This is a genomic window from Pedobacter sp. N36a, assembly GCF_014472395.1.
In the GTDB taxonomy this organism is placed as follows: Bacteria; Bacteroidota; Bacteroidia; order Sphingobacteriales; family Sphingobacteriaceae; genus Pedobacter.
Window position 1 is genome coordinate 200,761 of the sequence record NZ_JACSZW010000008.1, and the last position, 22,265, is coordinate 223,025.

At 40.7% G+C, this 22,265-nt stretch carries 20 protein-coding genes; 10 read left to right on the top strand and 10 right to left on the bottom strand.

Features of this window, described 5'->3' with window-relative positions; genetic code table 11:
- Positions 1 to 101: 101 nt before the first annotated feature.
- Genes H9X96_RS16930 through H9X96_RS16945 form a run of 4 tightly spaced genes read left to right on the top strand, consistent with a single transcriptional unit; the run spans position 102 to position 4,424 of the window.
- The gene (locus tag H9X96_RS16930; RefSeq protein ID WP_187667419.1) at positions 102 to 1,067 is read left to right on the top strand and encodes an SUMF1/EgtB/PvdO family nonheme iron enzyme; all 966 of its coding nucleotides are present in this window, start codon (positions 102 to 104) and stop codon (positions 1,065 to 1,067) included.
- 45 nt (positions 1,068 to 1,112) lie between these two features.
- A complete protein-coding gene (locus H9X96_RS16935) occupies positions 1,113 to 2,432 on the top strand; it encodes a Gfo/Idh/MocA family protein (RefSeq protein WP_187667420.1) in 1,320 nt (439 codons plus the stop codon).
- 13 nt (positions 2,433 to 2,445) lie between these two features.
- Positions 2,446 to 3,459 carry an FAD:protein FMN transferase gene (locus tag H9X96_RS16940; protein ID WP_370576752.1) on the top strand — a complete coding sequence of 338 codons (1,014 nt, stop codon included), beginning with the start codon at positions 2,446 to 2,448 and terminating at the stop codon, positions 3,457 to 3,459.
- Positions 3,460 to 3,488: 29 nt separating this feature from the next.
- The gene (locus H9X96_RS16945) at positions 3,489 to 4,424 is read left to right on the top strand and encodes a hydroxypyruvate isomerase family protein (protein WP_187667421.1); all 936 of its coding nucleotides are present in this window, start codon (positions 3,489 to 3,491) and stop codon (positions 4,422 to 4,424) included.
- Positions 4,425 to 4,437: 13 nt separating this feature from the next.
- Here H9X96_RS16945 and H9X96_RS16950 read toward each other — a convergent pair whose 3' ends face one another.
- From H9X96_RS16950 to H9X96_RS16990, 9 genes are all read right to left on the bottom strand, one after another.
- Positions 4,438 to 5,511 carry a PA0069 family radical SAM protein gene (locus tag H9X96_RS16950; protein WP_187667422.1) on the bottom strand — a complete coding sequence of 358 codons (1,074 nt, stop codon included), beginning with the start codon at positions 5,509 to 5,511 and terminating at the stop codon, positions 4,438 to 4,440.
- 38 nt (positions 5,512 to 5,549) lie between these two features.
- Entirely contained in the window at positions 5,550 to 6,809 is a 1,260-nt protein-coding gene (locus H9X96_RS16955) for a carboxypeptidase-like regulatory domain-containing protein (protein ID WP_187667423.1), read from the bottom strand.
- Positions 6,810 to 6,868: 59 nt separating this feature from the next.
- Positions 6,869 to 8,524, bottom strand: a complete 1,656-nt coding sequence (gene recN / locus H9X96_RS16960) for a DNA repair protein RecN (protein ID WP_187667424.1) — start codon at positions 8,522 to 8,524, stop codon at positions 6,869 to 6,871.
- Positions 8,525 to 8,637: 113 nt separating this feature from the next.
- Positions 8,638 to 10,467: a M56 family metallopeptidase gene (locus H9X96_RS16965; protein ID WP_187667425.1), complete on the bottom strand. Its 1,830-nt coding sequence runs from the start codon at positions 10,465 to 10,467 to the stop codon at positions 8,638 to 8,640.
- Between the two features lie 4 nt (positions 10,468 to 10,471).
- Positions 10,472 to 10,855 (bottom strand): BlaI/MecI/CopY family transcriptional regulator, encoded by a 384-nt coding sequence (locus H9X96_RS16970; protein WP_187667426.1) that lies wholly within the window; start codon positions 10,853 to 10,855, stop codon positions 10,472 to 10,474.
- 159 nt (positions 10,856 to 11,014) lie between these two features.
- Complete coding sequence (locus H9X96_RS16975; protein ID WP_187667427.1) at positions 11,015 to 11,929, bottom strand: DUF4835 family protein; 915 nt, start codon at positions 11,927 to 11,929, stop codon at positions 11,015 to 11,017.
- Entirely contained in the window at positions 11,929 to 13,125 is a 1,197-nt protein-coding gene (gene coaBC, locus H9X96_RS16980) for a bifunctional phosphopantothenoylcysteine decarboxylase/phosphopantothenate--cysteine ligase CoaBC (protein ID WP_187667428.1), read from the bottom strand. The genes H9X96_RS16975 and coaBC overlap by 1 nt, the downstream gene beginning before the upstream one ends.
- 43 nt (positions 13,126 to 13,168) lie before the next feature.
- The gene (locus H9X96_RS16985; RefSeq protein WP_062550173.1) at positions 13,169 to 13,495 is read right to left on the bottom strand and encodes a DNA-directed RNA polymerase subunit omega; all 327 of its coding nucleotides are present in this window, start codon (positions 13,493 to 13,495) and stop codon (positions 13,169 to 13,171) included.
- Complete coding sequence (locus H9X96_RS16990; RefSeq protein WP_187667429.1) at positions 13,495 to 14,424, bottom strand: outer membrane protein assembly factor BamD; 930 nt, start codon at positions 14,422 to 14,424, stop codon at positions 13,495 to 13,497. Before H9X96_RS16990 ends, H9X96_RS16985 begins: the two co-directional genes overlap by 1 nt.
- A gap of 327 nt (positions 14,425 to 14,751) precedes the next feature.
- Here H9X96_RS16990 and H9X96_RS16995 point away from each other — a divergent pair, with 327 nt between their 5' ends.
- Positions 14,752 to 17,163, top strand: coding sequence for a glycoside hydrolase family 3 N-terminal domain-containing protein (locus tag H9X96_RS16995; RefSeq protein WP_222943923.1), 2,412 nt, complete (start codon positions 14,752 to 14,754; stop codon positions 17,161 to 17,163).
- Between the two features lie 4 nt (positions 17,164 to 17,167).
- Here the strand turns inward: H9X96_RS16995 and H9X96_RS17000 are convergent, their stop codons facing one another.
- Positions 17,168 to 17,530: a DUF5655 domain-containing protein gene (locus tag H9X96_RS17000; protein ID WP_187667430.1), complete on the bottom strand. Its 363-nt coding sequence runs from the start codon at positions 17,528 to 17,530 to the stop codon at positions 17,168 to 17,170.
- A gap of 163 nt (positions 17,531 to 17,693) precedes the next feature.
- On the opposite strand from H9X96_RS17000, the gene H9X96_RS17005 reads away from it, so the two are divergent.
- The 5 genes from H9X96_RS17005 (at position 17,694) to H9X96_RS17025 (ending at position 21,835) form a co-directional block, all read left to right on the top strand.
- Positions 17,694 to 18,524: an ATP-binding cassette domain-containing protein gene (locus H9X96_RS17005; RefSeq protein WP_187667431.1), complete on the top strand. Its 831-nt coding sequence runs from the start codon at positions 17,694 to 17,696 to the stop codon at positions 18,522 to 18,524.
- Positions 18,525 to 18,534: 10 nt separating this feature from the next.
- A complete protein-coding gene (locus H9X96_RS17010; RefSeq protein ID WP_187667432.1) occupies positions 18,535 to 19,314 on the top strand; it encodes a hypothetical protein in 780 nt (259 codons plus the stop codon).
- 1 nt (position 19,315) lies between these two features.
- Positions 19,316 to 19,693 (top strand): GntR family transcriptional regulator, encoded by a 378-nt coding sequence (locus tag H9X96_RS17015; RefSeq protein ID WP_187667433.1) that lies wholly within the window; start codon positions 19,316 to 19,318, stop codon positions 19,691 to 19,693.
- A gap of 37 nt (positions 19,694 to 19,730) precedes the next feature.
- On the top strand, positions 19,731 to 20,456 hold the full coding sequence (locus tag H9X96_RS17020) for a hypothetical protein (RefSeq protein WP_187667434.1): 726 nt from the start codon (positions 19,731 to 19,733) through the stop codon (positions 20,454 to 20,456).
- Between the two features lie 518 nt (positions 20,457 to 20,974).
- Complete coding sequence (locus H9X96_RS17025; RefSeq protein ID WP_187667435.1) at positions 20,975 to 21,835, top strand: DUF6266 family protein; 861 nt, start codon at positions 20,975 to 20,977, stop codon at positions 21,833 to 21,835.
- The last annotated feature ends 430 nt before the right edge of the window (positions 21,836 to 22,265 follow it).

Here is a 22,265-nt window from a genome sequence, read left to right on the forward strand (position 1 = left end):
CTTAATTAAAGCGGGCTCAGATTTTTTTTTCTAAGTAAATGCTTCTATTTTAGGGAAGGAATAGGTTAGGTTAAAATATCAATTGTATCAAAATCGTATAAATGAAACTGAACAAATTATTAGCAGTTCCGCTATTGGTAGCTGCTTTTTCTGCCTCCGCTCAGGAGAAACATCAACCTTATCAACAGCAGATTGATGGCACAAAATTAAACTTTGAAATGCGGGCCATCCCGGGAGGAGAATTCCTGATGGGCAGCAAAAAAGGAAAAGCTGATGAAATGCCCCAGCATACAGTAACCATCGACCCTTTCTGGATGAGTACTTATGAAGTAACCTGGGATATTTATGAACCTTTCTTATATAAGGATTATGAAACTACCCACAGCACTGCTGCCGTTCCGGCAAATGTAGATGCCGTAACCCGTCCAACTAAACCTTATCTGGACATGACTTTTGGAATGGGAAAAGAAAACCACCCTGCGTTAGCCATGACAAATTACAATGCCATCCAGTATTGTAAATGGCTTTACGCTAGAACAGGAGTATTTTATCGCCTGCCAACAGAAGCAGAATGGGAATATGCCAGCAGAGCAGGAAGTACAACCGACTACGCTTTCGGCAATGAACCTTCCAAAATCGGAGAATATGCCTGGTATAAAGAAAATAGCGGCGGCAAAACCCATGAAGTAGGAAAAAAGAAACCCAACCAATGGGGGCTGTACGATATGTATGGTAATGTCGGAGAATGGACTTACGACCAGTATCGCCCGGATTTCTATGCCAGCGTAAAAGGAGCAAATAGTAAAAATCCGGTAGCAGTACCAGATCAGCTTTATGCACATGTGATTCGTGGTGGATCCTATGATGATGGTGCAAAAGAATTACGTTCCGCTGCCAGACTGGCCTCAGATCCGGTATGGAAACAATTGGATCCGCAGATTCCAAAAAGTAACTGGTGGTTTCCTGAAGCACCTTTTATAGGAATGCGTCTGGTTAGACCTGTTACACCACCCTCAAAAGCTGAAATCGAAGCCTATTACAATAAGCCGGTGATCTCTGATTTTTAAAAAAGAACTCACATACTAACAACCAAATAAAAACCAAACCAAATTATGAACAACGAAGATTTACGCGACAAGCGCCGTGACTTTTTAAAAACATCCGCCTTGGTGGCAGGGGGCGTTATGCTCAACCAATTCGCCTTTGCAGGTGGTCATTCCTCTACCGATGATACCATTAAAATTGCATTAATTGGCTGTGGTGATCGCGGAACTGGTGCCGCTTTTCAGGCATTAAGCACAAAACAAAATATTAAATTAGTGGCCATGGCTGATGCTTTTCAGGATCGCATGGACAATAGTTATAAAGTACTCTCTGAGAAATTTAAAGAGAAAGTTGATGTACCGGCAGAACGCAGGTTTGTTGGTTTCGATGGTTACCAGAAAGCAATCGCTCTGGCAGACGTGGTATTATTAGTTACGCCTCCAGGATTCAGACCTACCCATTTTGAGGAAGCAGTGAAACAAGGAAAACATGTATTTATGGAAAAACCAGTAGCAGTAGATGCGCCAGGTGTTCGTAAAGTCCTTGCAGCAGCAGAATTAGCAAAAAAGAAGAAATTAAATGTAGTCGTAGGACTGCAACGCAGGTACCAGGCGAATTATAGAGAAACCTTAAAACGTATTCAGGATGGTGCAATAGGGGAAGTAATGAGTGGACAGGTATATTGGAATAGCGGTGGTGTTTGGGTAAAAAAACGTCAGCCACAGCAAACAGAAATGGAATACCAAATGAGAAACTGGTATTACTTCAACTGGTTATGCGGAGACCATATCGTAGAACAGCACGTACACAATATAGATATTGCCAACTGGGTGAAAAACGCGTATCCGGTTTCCGTTCAGGGAACGGGCAGCCGTGCATGGAGAACAGGCAAAGATTATGGAGAGATCTATGACAACCATGCGGTAGAATTAACCTATGCCGATGGTGCAGTAATCTATAGTCAATGCCGCCATTTTGAGGGTATTGCCAACCGTGTGGATGAAACATTCCAGGGAACAAAAGGCCGTACTTATTTATCGGCAGGAAACAATGGCGTAATTTGGGACCTGAAAGGAAAAGAATTATTTAGCCACCCAACAAAAGGAAATGCAAACCCTTACCAGACAGAACATGATGAGTTATTTGCAGCAATCGCAAAAGGGGACTATAAGTTTGCCGATGCAGAACGTGGTGCGAAAAGCTGTTTCACAGCCATCATCGGTAGATATGCAACCTATTCAGGACAAACCATTAAATGGGATGAAGCTTTACAGGCGAACAATAGTTTGATGCCTGATGAATTGAGCTGGACTGCAAATCCAAAACTAATGCCGGATGCAAATGGGCTATACCCAATCCCAACTCCGGGGAAATCTAAAATAATTTAAGTCGGAACTGCTGGTGGCAGGAATCCATAAATCGGCTTTACTATTATTACCGCTGCTGATTTCGCTTTTTACCAAGAAAGCAGATCAGCAGCAGTATAGTATTCATGGCTATGCTCAGGGAACAGATTATTCCGTTAAATATTTCGCGACTGACAGCATCGTCTCAAAAGCTTCAATTGACAGCATTTTAATCAAGATCGACTCTTCTATGTCGCTCTATAAGCCATATTCCCAGATTAGCCAATTCAACAGGAGTAAGATGGGCATGCGCATAGATGATCATTTTGCTGAGGTAATGCGTAAATCATTTGAAGTTTACCAGAAAACAAATGGAAAATTTGATGTGACTGTCGCACCATTGGTGCAAGCCTGGGGCTTTGGCCCAAAACCAGTGACTATTTTTCCGGATTCTGCCCAGATCAAGCTGCTATTGCAAAATGTAGGCATGGATAACCTGAGCCTAAAAGGAAATTACTTGAAAAAGAAAAAGCGGTCCATTACCATAGACCTGAACGGCATCGCTCAGGGATACAGTGTGGATGTGGTAGCAGACTACCTTTTAAAAAAGGGAATCCGCTCTTTCATCGTCGAAATTGGTGGGGAACTGAGGGTGGAAGGACCAAAACCTGATGGATCTGTGATGAGAATAGGGATTGAAGGACCAGCAGCATCTAGTATCGATGAGCCGGAAATCAGACATGTACTCAGTTTCAGCACTGGAGCAATCACCACTTCCGGTAATTACAGAAAATACCTGCAGCGGGGGAAAGGAAAAATTGCCCACCTGATCAATCCTAAAACAGGTTATCCCTTGGACAATCATTTGATCAGTGCCACTATTTTCGCGAAAGATGCAATTACTGCAGATGGATATGACAATGCCGTCATGGCCATGAGCGTAGAAGAAGCCCTGGCTTTTGTAGCCAGTCAGAAAGGAATGGAAGCCTACCTGATTTACCATCGTAAAGATGGCAGTGTAGCCGATACCCTGACCAATGGCTTCAGAAAAATGATTTTAATTAAATAACTATTCAATACCTTATTAAAATACTAATCATGAACAGAATAGAATTTTTAAGAAACACGGCTATAGCTACAGGTGCATTACTGACCGGATCAGCTGTAAACGCAGTGGCAGGCACTGCTGCACCAGGTTCTTCTAATGGAGCAGCAGGGAAAACGTTTAACCTGGATTATGCACCGCATGAAGGAATGTTTGCCAATAATGCAGGTAAGAGTTTTCTGGACCAGATTCGTTTTATGCACGATCAGGGATTCAGGTCCATAGAAGATAACGGTTACCTTGGAAGATCTTTAGAGGACCAAACCAAAATTGGTGAGCTATTGGCCAAATTGGGAATGACCATGGGTGTGTTTGTAGTGGATGGCGGCGACAATTGGAAAACTTCCCTGACTACCGGAAAAAAGGAATTTAAAGATAAATTTATAGATACCTGTAAGCGTTCTGTGGAAGCAGCAAAACGCTGTAATGCCAAATGGCTGACAGTAGTTCCCGGTTTTTATGAACGCAGACTGCCTTATGGAAATCAAATGGCCAATGTAGTAGATGCGATGAGGGCAGGAGCAGAGATCTTTGAACCACATGGATTAATTATGGTACTGGAAACCTTAAGTGACACCCCGGAATTGTTCCTGCAGCAAACACACGAAACTTTTAACGTGTGTAAAGCCGTTAACAGCCCTTCCTGCAAAATCCTTTACGACATTTACCACATGCAGAAAACAGAAGGTAACCTGATCGTGAATATGGATCGCTGCTGGGATGAAATTGCTTACATCCAGATTGGAGACAATCCAGGTAGGAAAGAACCAACTACCGGTGAGATCAATTACAAAAATTTATTTAAACACATTCATGCAAAAGGTTATAAAGGAGTCATGGGCATGGAACATGGCAACTCCAGACCTGGTAAAGAAGGAGAACTGCGCGTGATCCAGGCTTACCGTGAAGTTGATAATTTCCTTGCTTAAAATAAAATCTAGGTTAAAATAAACTAAACTGGGCTCCGGGAACTTTAAATAAACCGGAATCCAGTTTAAAATGCACTTCGTTTAAATGATTCAGTCGACAATGAAGCTTAAAATTGTCATTGATCAGCTTGGCAATATGGCCATCTCCCCGCATTCTTTCCCCAAATCTGCTATCGTTCACATTACCGCTGTGACAAGATTGGATCAGGTGCCATACTTTTTCAAATCTATCCGGGTAATTTTTACGAAGCCAGTCCTCAAAAATACCGCCAATAGCTCCATTCAGTCTAACCACCGTATAACCTGCCGAACGCGCACCAGCATTCGCAATCGTTTTTAATATCGTTGGAATCTCATGATCGCTCAATCCTGGAACGAGTGGGGCAACCATAACACCCATAGGAATGCCCGCTTTACTCAGCTCTTCCACTACTTTTAACCTTTGCTTAGCCGTAGTCGTTCTGGGCTCCATCTTTTGTCGTAACTGCTCATTTAAGCTGTTGATAGATACATAAACCATGCAGAGGTTTAACTTTGCCATCTCCGATAAAATATCCATATCTCGAAGAATGAGGGAGTTTTTCGTAATCATCCCGATCGGCTGCCGGTATTCCAATGCGATTTCCAATAACTGTCTGGTAATTTTAAATTGTCGTTCTGCCGGTTGATAACAAACTGTATTGCCAGAAAGAGAAATCACAGCAGCATCCCAGCCTTTGCGCTCCAAAAACTTTTTAAACAGCATCGGCGCATCTTTCTTCACCACAATCTTGCGCTCGAAATCGAGTCCAGCACTAAATCCCCAATATTCATGTGCATTGCGCGCATAGCAATAAGTACAGCCATGCTCACATCCTTGATAAGGATTCAATGAATAAGCCATCCCAACATCAGGGCTCTCCACTTTGTTCACAATAGACTTACTCTGACCAAAGATAAAAGTAGTCTTATGGTCTGTTTCCTCCCAATCGTCTATTCCTTCCTGATGATCTTTGACATAACTATCCTTTGCAAACCTGTTGTGAGGGTTCAGTTGCGCACCTCTTCCCTTAAAATAGCTTTCAGCCGCTTCTTCCTCTAATTTCATTAGTTAAAATTACTAATAAAATTAGTAATTACCAATTGCTATTTGGATTCTGTAGTAGAGATGTAATTTCTGGGTACGGTATCTGCCATCTTTTCATAAGCCCAGAAACCACTGAAAAGTGAGGATTGTGCATTGTACATGCCGCCGTCCATATAAAATTTAATAGGTGGCTGAAGTAAAAGAATAGTAGATATTTGATAGTTTGGGACGTCTAATGGACGACTGATCGCATGGTTCGAAGTTTCAGTATACTCCTTGGTTTCCCTTTCATTGGTATAGATGACATAAAGCTCATCACTGAAATTAATCGTTTTCAAATCGTTATTTATTGTTTTTACCAAGGTGTCCGTCAGGATTTCTGCCCGGTTTAGTATTTCTATTTTCTTTGGTACAGCTTGCTGTTTACGCCAGTAAGCAATAGAATCATTTAATGGAGAGTTCCCGGGTTTAGCAAAAACAAGGTCTAATCTGCTGATTGGGTTTCCAGGTTTGAAAAGCTGTCTCAGCTTTGCTTCAATCAGGCTATCAGGATAACGGTTTTTATTAGGTACCCTGGCCAGTTTATGAAGGATAAAACCATCTGCAGCAGTGCTATTCCGATATAAGGAACGGAAAAAATGCTGAGAAGAACCTAAATAGGCAACCTCTCTTTTATTGGCCCAGTTTTTCCTTTGATTTTTTGATCCAGGTAGATCTTCATAAGTAGGAAAGCCGGAATAATAAACAATATTGCGTTTAAAGTCGCGCTCAAAGTTATTCAGCAGGTATTTAATGCGGTAACCCAACGATTTGTTTTCAATAATCAGAAACTCATTGGCAGTAACTGTCAGTACGTTTTCTGCTTTATTATAATCTGTTTGAAGTACCTGAGGATTTAATAACTTGCATTGTGCGGAGTTTGGGGTCATTCCTATAAATTGCTGCAGGAATATCTTGATGTAGCGATCCCGGTTCGGATCCGCTTTAATCACGACCTCCCGGAGTTGAATCGTGTTTTCCAACAAGATCACCGCAATTTTCGCAGACTTATTGGAGATGACTACATTTTTACTGAGCGGAAGGTAGCCCATCATCTCAATTAACACATCGTAGTTTCCAGCATTCAAACCTGGGAGTACAAATTCTCCCTCATTATTCGTAACTGTAGCCATTTTATAACTACTCAGATAAACGCCGGCACCGGGAATAGGTTTCCCTTCTTTATCCCGGATAATTCCAGAGATGTTAAAACTGTTTTGGCCGTAACTATTCAGCCCTATCAATAGGAATAAACTACAAAAGCGTAACCATTTCGTCATAGACTAATGTAGTTAAAGCGTTATAAACTAGAAAGAAAAATCAAATAATTTCCCGGAATTTAATACCCCAGAAGTTCCTTTGCATTGGCGATGGCAGGAAGACCCGGATCTTTGCCGCTCAGCATCTCTGCGATGACATGAATGCGCTCTTCCGGTGCCAGTCTGCGGATTCCTGTAGTAGGGCGCACGCCTTTCTCATTCTTGTAAACAAAATAATGTGCCTCGCCTTTAGCTGCGATTTGCGGTAAATGGGTAATACACATCACCTGCATATTTTTCTCCAGATCCCCAATCACATCACCTACGCGTAAAGCGGTTTCACCTGAGATACCCGTATCAATTTCATCGAAAATCAAAGTAGGTAATGCGGTATGTTTAGCCATGATCGATTTCAAGGCCAACATCAATCTCGAAAGCTCTCCACCCGAAGCCACTTTTCCTACCGGAGCTGGCGGCTGACCGCTATTTGCAGAAAACAACAGCACCACATTGTCTTTCCCATCTTTATTCAACTCCTCTAATGGTGTCTTTACAATTTTGATTTTTGCATTTGGCATCCCTACCAATTTCAATACCGCGGCTACCTGATTCTCAGTCGCAATTATAGATTGACCACGATCAGCGGATAAAGTCGCTGCCATTTGCTCCAATTCTTCTTTCAATTGGGCAATCTCCTGGTTTAAGCGATCAATCTCTTCATCGCTGCTCAATAAATTATTCAAATTATCGGAAAGCTTCTGATGAATACCCATCAGCTCTTCAATACTATTGACCTTATGTTTCTGTTCTAAAGTATAAATCACATCAAGCCTATTATTGATCTCTTCGATTCTCGAAGGATTAAAAACGGTACTTTCTTCGAGATTTAGAGTTTCTGCAGCAATGTCTTTCAATTCAATCAATGCGGAACGAAGGCGTTCATTCAGCAGGGCATAATCAGGGTTAAAACGTTCTATCGCCTGAATCTGAACAATGACTTCTTTTAAAACCGGCAACGCCGATACTTCCTGGTCAGAAAGTAAGCTATAGGCATTAACCAAACTTCTTTTGATACTCTCCGCATTATTGAGCGTTTGTAACTCTATTTCCATCAAACTTTGCTCATCAGCTTTCAGGTTGGCATTTTCAAGTTCGTTGAACAGAAACTGCTCATAATCCTGTCTGCTTTTCGCTTCATCAGCTGCGGTTTGTAAGGCGGCAAGATGCTGTAAATGCTTTTTATATTGCTTGTACCCTTTGCGATATTGTGCCAATAGCGATTGATGATCTGCTAAAGTATCTACCACCGACAATTGAAAACCCGGATCATTGATTTCTAAAGTCGCGTGCTGCGAGTGAATGTCTATCAATTTCTCCCCAACTTGTTTCATCACCCCCAGCGTAACTGGCGTATCATTGATGAAAGCCCTGGATTTACCATCGGTAGAAATCTCTCTCCTTAAAATAGTTTCGGCATAAAAATCAATGTCGTTCTCTTCAAATAAAGAGTGCAAGGTATCGTCAGTCAGCAGAAATTGACCTTCTATGATACATTTTTTCTCCTGATTAAAGAAATACTTGGTTTCTGCACGCTGGCCTAAAATGAGGGACAGTGCGCCCAGCATAATGGATTTACCAGCACCAGTTTCCCCAGTGATGATGTTTAAACCTTTGTCGAGTTTTAACTCAACACTGTCTATTAAAGCGTAGTTACGGATCGAAAGTTTCTGTAGCATATTACGACGCTAAAATAAGAAATCTTAAGCAATGACAGTGGTTTCTTTCATATAATAAAGGCAGAAGAAAATCTTCTGCCTTTAAATCTATGGTTTGGCCTAGGTATGCCGAATTACCAGGTTTTGTTCGATTCAGCTTCTTTTTTCTTCTTTAAAGCTTCCACTTCTTTTTCATATTTTTTGCGGAGCTCTTTGTATTCTGCAGAACTTTGGAAGGCTCTTTCTGCGGCTACTTTTTTCTTAAATTCAGGGGAATTATAATATGCAGCAGCTTTTTCGGCTTGCTTACCGATTTCTTCCTGCTGTTTTTTCCATTCTGGCGTGTCGAATTTTTTAGCCATCTCCTGCGCATTTTTAGCGATATCTTCTTGCTGCTGCTTCCATTCTGGGGAATCAAAGTGCTTTCTCAGTTCTTCCGATGTTTTCAGCATGTCTTCCTGTTGTTGCTTCCATTGAGGTGAATCAAATTTCTTTTTCATCGCCTCTGCATTGGCAATAAGGGCTTGCTGCTGTTTTTTCCAAGCAGGAGAATCAAACTGTTTTCTGAAATTCTCTGCATTTTTTTGAATATTAAGCTGCTGTTTCTTCCAAGCTACAGTACTAAAGCGCTTTTTGATTTCTTCTGCATTGAGCATAATTTCTGCCTGTTGTTTCTTCCACTCTGGAGAGGATAAGAAGGCTAGACTTGCCCTGGTGGCACTATCTGAGATATAAATGGTGTTCCCTGAACTGTCAGGATAATAATAAGTTTGCTGGCCATCGCTGTTCTGCTTAATCACCACACGCTGCGTTTTTTTCTTTTTGGTCGTGTCAGATGGCCAGCTTTTTTTCTCCTGAGTAGCTTTTAAAGCTTTAATTTCCTGTGTTTTGAATTTCAATCCCACACCTGCGATTTCCATTTCATGGGTAGAAGTACTGGTGGTCGTACTTACCGCTTCCGCTTTAGAAGGCTTCACCCATGCTAAAGAAATTACGGTAACAATGGTCAGTGTGATGGCAAAGAACTGCTGTTTTGCATTCATATAATTCGTTTTCATGTCTGTAATTCTTTTTATACGTTGATATAAATGTTGATTTTTTCCTGTCGCCGCCATAGAAAGGGCAGGGGCAGACTTGTCTTTTAGAATTTCCAGCTTTAGTAAGGCATGGGCATAAGTTACTGGCGTCCCGGTAAGCTGTACCACCAGGTCATCACAGGCATGTTCTCTCTCGATATTGATAAACCTGCCGCTAAGCCAGATGAAAGGATTAAAGAATAAAATGGTTTCTACACCGGTTTTAATAAGATTTAAGAGGTAATCATTTCTGCGGATATGAGAAAGCTCATGAATTAAAATGGCTTCCACCTGATTCAGGTCCAATTGTGTGGCCAGAGAAATTGGAAACAAAACAATTGGTTTAAAATAACCCAATACCAAGGGTACATTCACGTGTTCGGAAAGGTAAAATCCAATCGACTGTTTCAGGTTTAACTTCCCGCGCATTTCTTCGAATACGGGGCCCCATGCCGCTGGAACAGCCAAATGAACCGAGTTTTTTAACTGCCGCATTTTTTGATAACCAGCCAAAAGAACAAATAGCTGAAATAGCAGTCCAACGCCATAAATGCTCACCAGATAAGGGAAAACCTGTTCTGCCTTACTGCTGATATTTTGCGGGATGTTATTCAGGTATTCATAATAAGTAGCACTGATTTGAAGTTCTGCACCCTGCTGAGTCCCATTGGCCTGCGGTAATTTGAATATGGAAAAAAAGGTAATGCAAAAGCAAACAAAGATCAGGCATAGCGCAGTATAAGCAAGGTTGTGTTTCCTTGCGGAGCTCAGCTTTGGAAAGGAGATGACGATGAGGAACAACAGGCCATAAATGATGGCTCCTTGCCATAGGGAGTGAAAAATGCTCCAGCCGGTTGCTTTGATCAGGTGGTTTACAATTGCTTCCATAATGTTATTTGTCGCTTAGGTTGTCCAGGTATTTTTTAATTGAATCAATTTCATCTTTACTCGCAGAATGGTTTCCTAAGGCCTGCATCACCAAACGTGCTGCCGAGCCATTAAAAACATTGTCGATCATTTTACTCACCAGATGCTGCTGTGTCTTCTCCTGATTGACCAATGCCCGGTAGATATGTGTTTTTGAAGAAGTATTCCGGATCACCAGACCTTTTTCAGCCATGATCTGCATGAGCTTTAAAGTAGTGGTGTATCCTGCTTCTTTATTTTTCTCCAATATCTCATGTACTTCTCTAACGGTACACTGGCCTTTTTCCCACAATATCTGTAAGATCTCTAATTCGCTTTCGGTGGGTTTAAGGGGGGTAGATTGACTCATATCTTTTGATGTACGAATTGTTTCGTAATCAAATGTACGAATCTATTCGTAGAAACAAAATAAATCTTTATAAAAAAATGATAAATTACCCTAAATTCTTGTTATATAGATTGTTAGGTATTTTTTTTGTACGCATAGCCACCTCCTTTACTGGAGGCATTACATACCTTGTTTAGCAGGTTTTAAGCCTTCGTATTTGTTGAGGTTTGCAGGATCAATTTCTGAGAGCAATTGATAAGCAGCGATTCTTTCCTGAGGATTGCCCAGAGAAAGAACGTTGACCAGTTCTTCTGCTTTAGTAGAAAAATAGACGTTTGGAAAGATAGATCCTAATTTTTGACGGTCCATTTTTGTGAGGCTGGAAAGATAGGTAATGATCTTTTTTATCCCCTTGTCCTGGTCTTGCTGCAGCCTGTCCAGGCCATTAAAATGGTAGTTAAAGATAAAACCCCTCAGCTCTTCAAAACTGTTGTCGAGTAGGTTCTGGTTTAGCCAGTAACGGTTTCTTAAACCATCAGAGGCCTTCCATCCATTGTTGCCGGATGCCTGTGCCAGATTTAAGGTGTTTTGTGCTTTTATAAAATACGGTGTTCCCCCTAGGTAACCAAAACTATCTTTATCCAGCCCAATAATGGTATGTGCATAGAAGCCAAGTAAAGAACTTAAGTTGGAAATGAAGTTCAGGTCTGAGTAATCAAGTGCCGACCCTTCATTGTAATTGAAATCAAAATCTTTGTCACTGATGTTGAGAATGGTGCTGTTGTAAGCGCTGCCATAAACCGGTCTGCTCGATTGGATTTGCGCTTCTGCTTTATAGCCGGAACCGCCATCCCAAGCCGTTACTGTAATCACGAAATTAGTTTCTATCCGCTCATTTGGCAGATAAGTCTCATTCGTCCACTTATTATTGTTTAAAAAGTCTCTGATAGTATTTTGGAGGATCTCTACGTTCCGCTTATTCACATTCGGAACAGTAGGAGCAGTCACGGTCACCCGTACATTCAGCTCCTGAGCATGAACTGCAACCTGACTAAAAAGAAAAACAATAAAGAATAGGAGAGAGCGTTTTTTCATTAATGCACCAGTTTTAATATTTCATTGCAAATATCCTTTGCCACTTCCGTCTTCGATTTGGTTTCAAAAACGATTTTTTCACCTGCTTTATTAAATATAGTGATTTTATTGGTATGCACTTTAAATCCAGCACCCTTGTCGTTCAGCGAATTGAGGACAATCAGGTCCAGGTTTTTCTTGCTGAGTTTCGCTTTGGCATAAGCCTCTTCGTTCTCCGTCTCTAATGCAAAGCCCACCAAAATTTGATCAGCAGATTTGACTTGTCCGAGGGTAGCCAGGATATCTGTTGTCTTTTTAAGCTCCAGGCTAAACTCCGCACTGTTCTTTTTAATCTTCTGGTCTGCGGCAGTAACCGGAGTGTAATCTGCTACTGCAGCACTCATCACCATAATATCCGTTTGAGAAAAAGCATTTTCGCAAGCAGCTAGCATATCTGCAGCACTTACAACATCGATCCTTTTTAGGGTACTCTTGGTTTTTTCGGCAGTAGGGCCGGTGATCAGTGTCACCTCCGCACCTAAAGATGCAAACACATCCGCAATGGCAAAACCCATTTTTCCGGAAGAGTGGTTGCCAATAAAACGAACCGGATCAATCGCTTCATAAGTAGGGCCAGCAGTAACCAGCACCTTTTTACCCAATAAAGGAAGTCCTTTTTTTGCTGCCTCATTTAGAAAGGCAAGAATCTCTTCTGGTTCAGCCATCCGACCAGCGCCATATAAGCCGCTTGCCAGTTCACCATCACCAGGAGGAATTACCTGATTTCCATAAGAAACCAGCTTTTCGATATTCTGCTGTGTACTTTCATGCTTCCACATGTCCAGATCCATTGCCGGAGCAACAAATACGGGGCATTTCGCAGATAAATAAACCGCAGATAAAAGGTTGTCGCAGATTCCTGTAGCCATTTTGGCCAAAGTATTCGCACTTGCAGGGGCAACCACCATGAAATCAGCCCATAGGCCTAACTCAACATGGTTACTCCAAACACCAGTTTCGGCATCGAAGTATTGCGTATATACAGGATTTTTTGAAAGGGTAGCCAGGGTGAGCGGAGTAATGAAATTCGCCGCATCGGCCGTAAGGATAACTTTAACGTTTGCGCCAGCCTTTACCAGTAACCGGACCAGTATCGCTGATTTATATGCTGCAATGCTGCCGCAAACGCCAAGAATAATGTTTTTATTTTCTAGCATAGTTTTTTAATGCATGAATGCAGTGGAATACCTATGCCTGATCTTATTGCTGCTCTTTAGCAGGGTTTCTGTAGTAAATTTTGTCATTAAGAAACTCATCAATAGCAATTAAGCTAGGCTTAGGCATACGCTCATAATGCTTACTGATTTCGATTTGTTCCCTGTTTTCAAAGATCTCTTCCAGGTTGTCATTTGAAGAAGCAAACTCAGCCAATTTACCGTGTAACTCTTCTTTAATGTTGTTAGAAATCTGATTAGCCCTTTTAGAAATAATTACTAAAGACTCATAGATATTCTCAGTTTTCTGATCTAAATCATTAACATTTCTAGTAACCGTAGTATTCGGTACAGCAGGTTTATTCGTGTTCATTATTTGATGGGGGTTTTAATTGTATTATTGGTACTATCCGCCTTAGCTTCTTTCGCCAACATGGCTTTATATTTTTCCTGATTCTTTTGGAATTCAGCAATTACGCGTTTTGCATGCTCAATGCCAGCTTCACTGTCTTCTTTTAAAGACTTAGCAGCATCAACTAATTTACTCTCTGGATGCGATTCGATAAACTCATTCGCATAAGTAATGGCTTCATTATAGCGGTCTTCCTGACGGATTTCAATACTGTTTTTTGCGTAGTTATATTGAGACTTTACAATCAATAAATCCATTTCCTCTGCATACTTAATATCAGGAAAGTCGATCTGTGCATTTTTCAATGCAATTACCGCTGATTTATAATTGCTGATGTCATAGCCGCCTAAATCATAATATAATCTGGCATTGTCATAAGCTTTCGTCTCTAACTTTCCACGTAAAATTGCAATGTATTTTGTCGCATCAGCTACACGCTCACTTCTTGGATAAAAGTTGATGAACAGCTGTAAAGCGTCAATCGCAGCTTTAGTATTCGCCTGATCTAAAGAAGATTTTGGTGACTCCAGGTAGTAACAGTAAGCGCCCAGGTATCTGCATTCTTCTGCATATTTACTGGTCGGATAAGTATCCGCAAATGATTTAAACTGATACCTTGCAGTGGTGTAATCTCTTAGTTTGTAAAGGGTTAAGGCGTAGTAGTAGTTCAAGTCTTCTGCTTCCGCTCTGCCCCTGTATTTCTGTGAAAGGTCTTCAAAAAGAATAATCGCTTTCGAATAATTCTTCTTGTTGTAGAGCTTCATGGCCTCCTGATATTTTTTGGCTACATCATTGCTCAATCTGATCTTTTCAAACTGGCTTTTGCAACCCGCAATAGTCAGGGCTATAATGGTGAAACTTAATAGTAATACGTGTTTAATTTTAAACATTCTGCAAAGATAAGTTAATAATACGATAACGTCAATTAAAAATAATAGGACGCTAAGCTATGTAAAGCGTTTCATCCTGTCAAACCCTTAACATAATTTAACAAATGAGATTTCCTAAAAGCATCAGCCATGGCCATAAGGCGTACTAAATATATGTATTTCTGGTTATTTTTAATGCTTAATATTTTATATGGATCCAGAAAGCAATGTAGTAATTGTAGCTGACAAGCCCCTGCTTCCCTGCCAATATTGTTGATTGTTTAGCCAGTAACAAACCGATTAATTCTGCTAATTTAGGCGCATTTACAACCATTATAGCCAAAACCAATGATGATGAAAAAGACGCTGATCGTTGCCGCAGCACTCTTGTCCCTACAGAGTGTCTCTTATGCCCAACATCAAAACATTTACAAGAAAAACTGGATAGACTTTAATAAAAATGGGAAGAAAGACATCTTCGAAGATCCCAGACAAGATATAGAAAGGCGAGTGGCCGACCTGCTTTCTCAAATGAATGTGGAAGAGAAAACTTGTCAGATGGCCACACTTTATGGCTATGGAAGGGTGTTAAAAGATGAAATGCCAACAGCAGAATGGAAAACAAAGGTGTGGAAAGACGGGATCGCCAATATCGATGAAGCTTTAAATAGTCTCGCCTATAATAAAAAGGCCGAAACGAAATATTCATACCCATTCAGCAGACATGCGGATGCAATCAATACGCTTCAGAAATGGTTTATAGAAGAAACCAGGATGGGGATTCCAGTAGATTTTACCAATGAAGCCATCCATGGATTGTGTCATGATCGAGCAACCCCTTTACCTGCACCGATCAATATTGGTAGTACCTGGAATAAAGCCATGGTGCGACAAGCCGGTTCAATAGTTGGAAGAGAAGCAAAAGCACTAGGGTATACCAATGTGTATGCACCGATTCTGGATCCAGCTAGAGATCAGCGATGGGGTAGAGTAGTAGAATGCTATGGCGAAAATCCCTACCATATCGCCGAACTCGGTAAACAAATGGTGTTAGGAATTCAGGAAAATGGCGTTGCTGCTACTTTAAAGCATTTTGCTGTCTACAGTATTCCTAAAGGTGGCAGAGATGGGCACGCACGTACTGATCCCCATGTGGCACTTCGTGAATTGCACCAGATTCACCTGTATCCTTTTAGAAGAGTGGTACAGGAAGCAGCACCAATGGGCGTGATGAGCAGCTATAACGATTATGATGGGGTCCCAATCACCGGAAGTCACTATTTTCTGACAGAATTGCTAAGAGAAAAATATGGTTTTAAAGGGTACATCGTTTCCGATAGCGAAGCGGTAGAATACATCTATTCCAAACACCATGTAGTAGATGATTATAAAGGTGCTGTAAAACAAGCGGTAGAAGCAGGACTCGATGTCCGTACCAACTTTACCATGCCTGAGGAGTACATCATGCCTTTAAGAGCATTGATCAAAGAAGGTCGCGTATCCATGAAAACGATCGATGAGCGCGTAGGAAATGTATTGCGTGTTAAGTTCAGACTGGGGCTTTTTGACCAGCCTTATGTGCAAGACACCAAAGGGTCAGACAAATTGGTGCATACTGACAAAGATGAAGCCTTTTCTGCACAGCTGAGTAGAGAATCATTGGTGTTGCTGAAAAATGAAGGAAATCTATTGCCTTTAACCTTAAATAAGGTAAAGAAAATAATGGTGACTGGGCCTTTAGCCGCAGAACAGAATTATACGACCAGTAGATATGGCCCCTCTAATAACCCAATTACCTCAGTACTTGATGGACTGAAAAAATACGTAGGTACAGCAGCAAAGGTGAATTATGTGAAAGGCTGCGAGATTATTGATCCAACATGGCCAGAAAGTGAGATCATTCCAACACCATTGACTGCGGAAGAACAAGCCGGAATAGATGCCGCTGTGGCAGAAGCGAAGTTGTCTGATGTAATTATTGCCGTAGTAGGAGAAGATGAAAAGCGCGTGGGGGAAAGTTTGAGCCGTACTGGTTTAAATCTTCCAGGTCGGCAATTACAGTTGTTAATGGCCCTGCATGCCACTGGTAAACCCGTAGTCATGGTGATGATCAATGGACAGCCTTTAACGATTAACTGGGAAAATAAATACCTGCCTGCCATATTGGAAGCTTGGTTTCCTGGTCCGCAAAGTGGAAATGTCATTGCGGAAACTTTGTTCGGCGACTATAATCCGGGTGGCAAATTACCCATTACTTTTCCTAAATCCATTGGACAGCTGGAATACAACTTTCCTTTTAAACCTGCATCTCAAGCCGGACAACCGAGCAGTGGAAACAATGGATATGGTAAAACCAGCGTAAATGGGGCTTTATATCCCTTTGGTTATGGCTTAAGCTATACCACTTTCGAATACAGCAATCTTAAAGTGAAGCAAAGCACGCAGCAAGCAGGATCAGTCATTGAAGTGACGGTAGATGTAAAAAACACTGGAAACCGCAAAGGTGATGATGTCGTACAGCTCTACCTGAAAGATATGGTGAGCAGTGTAACGGCTTACGAATCCGATTTGCGTGGTTTTGAAAGAGTAGGACTGCTGCCGGGAGAACAAAAAACCGTCCGCTTTATGCTCAACCCAGATGACCTGTCTATTCTTGATAAGGACATGAACTGGAGGGTAGAACCCGGTAAATTCCGTGTGATGATCGGCCATTCCTCCGAAGACATTAAATTAAAAGAAGAATTTGATATCCTCCCTTAGGGGCTTATCTCCCTTTTTCATAAGCCATTTTTAGGTAAGTCCGAACCTCTTCATTTAGATCTTCCAATAGATATACCCGAAGGTGATGATTGTAATCATCACCTTCGGGTACCTTTTTGATTTTTCGGAAGCAATAATTATCCTCATAGGCTTGCTTAAACGGGAGCACCACATCTATAAAATCTTTACCTATTTGAATGACATAGGCAAAATTTATCCGGTTAGAAATGGAAATCATCGTTTTGGCAGCATGTAAATTTACATCACCAATCTCCTGAAATGAGCGCAGCAAGCCTTCGAATAGCGCAATACTATGTGCTGATTTATTTTGTAAAAATGAGGAGATCCCACTGTCTTCGTAGACCATAGGTTTTATAATTTGTGCCCTTTTATTTGAAAGTCAGTTAAATATACCTAAACAGGCTCTTTTAATCGCCGTAAAAATATTTTCACCTAAATAGTTTGGATAACTCAGATTATTCTCTAGATTTACAGTGTACTAGTTGGCTAGTACACTAAACTTTGACGCTATGATAGAAATCTCTAACCTGACTTTTGGATACAGCAAAAAGAAACTGTTATTTAAAAATCTCAATCTAAAACTTCAAATGGGCCATATCTACGGGCTCCTTGGAAAAAACGGAGCAGGCAAATCCACATTGCTTAAAAACCTTGCTGGTTTGGTATTCCCACAGGAAGGACTCTGTAAACTTAAAGGCTATCGCGCGGCAGATCGTTTACCAGGTTTTCTGCAGGAACTGTTTTTCATTCCTGAAGAAATTTATCTGCCAGGAACCACAGCAATTCAATTTGCCCAAAGTACAGGCCATTTCTACCCTAAATTTGATGAAGCCTACTATTACCGGATGCTGTCCGAATTTGATGTGCCGCATACCAGTGTATTGAACAAGCTTTCTTTTGGCCAACAGAAAAAAATAATGATTGCTTTTGGTCTGGCAACAAATACCACGCTGCTAATTATGGATGAGCCAACCAATGGTTTAGACATTCCTTCTAAAGCGAAATTCAGGAAGATCATCGCAGCAGCATTATCAGAGGAACGCTGTATCATCATTTCTACCCATCAGATCAGAGATTTGGATAGCCTGATTGATAGCCTATTGATCGTTCATGAACAAGAGATTGTATTGAACAGAAGTCTCGATGAAATTGCTGAAAAAATTCATTTTAGCAGTATAGCGCCAGTAGACAAGGAGACGATTATCTATGAAGAAGCACACAGAATAGGTTTGAATACCATGAGCATCAATGCGAAAGAAACTTTCAGTAAAGTGGATATGGAACTCCTTTTTAGTGCAATCATTAGTGATCATAAATCAGTTACAAACCATTTAAACTAAAATACGCCTCATGAACAATATATTTAGTCTCCGGAGATTTTCACAGCTTTTCATTAAGCATAGTCAGGAATATTTTAAAACTTATCTTTTATCTGTAACGGTACTATTGGCCTTATTGGCCACCGTACTGGGTTTCACTTCTTATTTAAGTGGTGGTAACCTGGGCATTAAAAGTCAGTATGCCATTTTGTTCTTTTTCATTATAGGCGCTGGATCGATCTTTACGAGTATGGTTTTCTCGGACCTGGGCAATAGTAGGAAGTCAATTGCGATGATGACCTTACCAGCATCGCATTTCGAGAAGTATTTGGTGGCCTGGCTGTACTCTTTTGTAATTTACCAATTGATTTTTTTACTGAGTTTCTATGCGGTAGATCTTGTGGTTTTGAACCTGCAGAATTCTGGAATGACTGGGAAAATAGCCTTGCTGGACTTACAAAATCCCGATACTCCTTATGGCATGGCCCTGGTTACTTTCTCCATGATTCATAGTATGGCTTTTCTTGGTGCGGTATCTTTTGAAAAATTACACTTTATAAAAACAGCAAGCTTGGTTTCGCTCATCTGTTTGCTGCTTATTCTGATCAACCATCCTTTAGCAACTACAATTTTAGGAGTGGATTTAGATAAGGTTGTACCTTTAGGCGAAGTGCGCATTAAAGAAGGAGAAAGCTATTTTAACATCCAGGCACAATTATCTGTTAGACCGATTATTCAGGGAATGGCTTATACATTTGTCCTGATCTTATGGATAGGTACTTATTTTAAATTGAAAGAAAAACAGGTGTAAAATGGAATTTAGGGAGAATGAAGCGATATACCTGCAGATTGCAGCTTATGTCGGAGAACACATCGTGCTAGGTAAATGGCTTTTGGATCAGAAAATTCCATCTGTCAGGGATTTGGCAGTAGAACTACAGGTAAACCCAAATACAGTGTTAAGAGCCTATGAGTTTTTGCAGAATAAAGAGGTAATTGTCAACAAACGAGGGATCGGTTTCTTTATTGCTGCTGATGCAGAAATGAAAATAAAGGAATATAGTAAAGAACGTTTTCTTGGGAATGCACTTCCAGAATTCTTCAAAAATATCTATTTGCTGGACATCAGTATGAGGGAGATTGAAGAGAGGTTCGAGCAGTTTAAAGCAGAACATTACCAACAGCATTAAATAGAACTGAGACCATCAACCATAAAATTAGACATACATGAAAACAAGTAACATGTTGATCGTTGCCGCAATTATCGTCACATTAGGAATGTTGACGACTTATAATTTCTCTTTAAAGGCCGCTTATCAAGCTGGAGAATATAAAAATCGCTTTCATAATAGCGAGTTTACAGAATTTAAGAATATTGAAACGCTAAATGTAACCGCTGCCAATCTGATGGCAATTGTGGTAGAACCGGGACAGAAAGAAGGAATTTGGGTTAGGAATAGAATTAAAGACCGCCTGGTTTTAAAACAGGATGGTACTACTTTGACCATTGGCTTGACAGATGAAGCCAGAAAAACCAGCAGAAGTACTGGTGCTGATGACATTGTATTGGTGTTGAATAGCTTAAATAAGTTAGATACGAAGGCCTTTTTTCTAGATAAAACTGAGGTAACAGATGGAAGAAGATATGGAGGAGAAGTTGCTTTGAGAGGTATTAAAGCAACTAATCTTGAGTTGCAGCTGGGATCCGGAACGGCAGTTTCAATGGATAAAGTGATCTTGAAAAATTTAAAAGCAGTGGTAGGAGCAGAAGGAGATGCTGCAGTATTAGATTTGAATACAGCTAACGAAATTGAATTTGCAGATTTCGAAGTTCCAGGAGCAAGTCGGCTGTCATTGAACAATCCTAAGATTGTAAAAACGAGATATAACTTGTCGGATAATGCAACTGTGACTTTAAATGGTGCTGCATTACAGGTGATCAAAAATCAGTAAACAGAATATTAAATTTAAGGATTCCTATTTAAGGGTTCATGCGGTTAGCATGGACCTTTTTTATTGGATAATGAATTTAACAGCATAACAGAGGGTTGGAAGAGTGGTGGATGTGGTCGAATGTGATAGGGTATTGAGCTGGTTTTGAGCCGGGGTTGGTAGGGCCTATACCGGCCTCATACCCTATATGAGCCCTTTCAAAAGTTTCTCACTCTTTTTGATATAGCTACTGTTCCAAATGAATACCAGAATAATTTGTTTTAGCTGACTATGTTCAAGTTTGTTCGATTCTGCTGCGCTGCAAGGTGTAATACTTCATATTTGATTTTACGCTTTTTTTCCTGCTAAACTGTCTGTGGGTTTTTAGCGCGCTGTCTGCTGCTATTTTTTAGCGAAAAATGGCCTTTAAACTGATTGTATGCCTGTGTTTTAGGTGTGGAGAGAAATAGTTTTAGTTTGTTGTTTTCTGGGATTATTATGTCCAATTTGCGTGGAGTAAAAACTTAAATTTTAAAATTATGGCAATTTCAAAAAATGGCATACATGGCTGGCCAAGTGGCAAGCTCGGTAGAGTGGTGTATTATATGTTGAGAGGTCAACATGTTCAGAGAGGCATCGGTAAACCAGGTAAACCTAGTCTAAAACAGAAGGCTAACCATGAGTCTATGGCGGTAGTCACGCGTTTTCTGGGACGCTTTAAAGAATACCTGAACAATGGTTTTGAGCTGGAAGCGCGTGGAACGATCAGAAATCAACACAATCTTGCCGTTTCCTGCAATAAAAAAAGTGCATTGAAGGGGGAGTATCCGAACATCAGCATTGATTATACTAAAGTACAGCTCAGTAAGGGCAGCTTAACGAACCCTGAAAATGTACGTATGAAAAAGGTAGAAGGAGGTTTACAAATCAGTTGGGATCCTTTGAACGCTTTGAGCCAATTCGAAATAGGGGAGCAATACGACGATTGTCTACAGCTGGCAGTTTATTTTCCAAAAAGGAAGAGCCAAATTATAGAGTTGAATTTTTCTAAAAGAGGGACTGGGACTGCTTTCCTGCCTTTAAACGAGGAGGAGTTTGAGTCACCTATGGAAGTATTCCTGTTTTTAAGTGCTGCAAATCATACTTCAGTGTCGGATACCTTATATCTGGGCAATATGAATGGTACCTGGGATCATCCGAAACATCAAGAAAAACCGGGAGAAGATTTGGGAGCATATCTGCGATTTGAGCAGATAAAGGAGCAATACAATGTGCAAATGAAGCTAAAGCCCGAAGACCGGCTAGCGAAGAAAGCTTTCAATAGCTTGGAAAAGGAATACCTGGTACTCATGAATAGGTACGAATCTACCTCCAGATCCCGACAAACGAAGCCTGTTTAGGAACTGCCTATAGTATATATAGCATGCGTATAGTTAGATATTGTATAGTATATATAGTATGCATTGTATCTATATCGTATGTATGCTCAAACAGAACCTAGGAACTGCATGTCTTCGCGTGATAATGGAGAAGGGTTATAAATGAATTTACCTGGATGAGCTAAGATTAGCTGTATCCTATCAAGCACAGTGGTCGTAGAATATGGTTGTGGATTGCTTTTTCCTTTAGTTTAGGAAGATGTGGATGTGTATTTGTTTTTTTTAAACGATTTTCGTACTGTGAATCATGTAGTTAGGAATGTGATACAATTATAAGGATGATATTGTTTGTGGGGGCGTTAAATTTTCTTACTTTTGCATCCCGCTTCGGAGGAAGGGTTAGTGTGAAGGATATCGTGAGAAGAATTTGAAAGATTGCAGTAGAAGGATG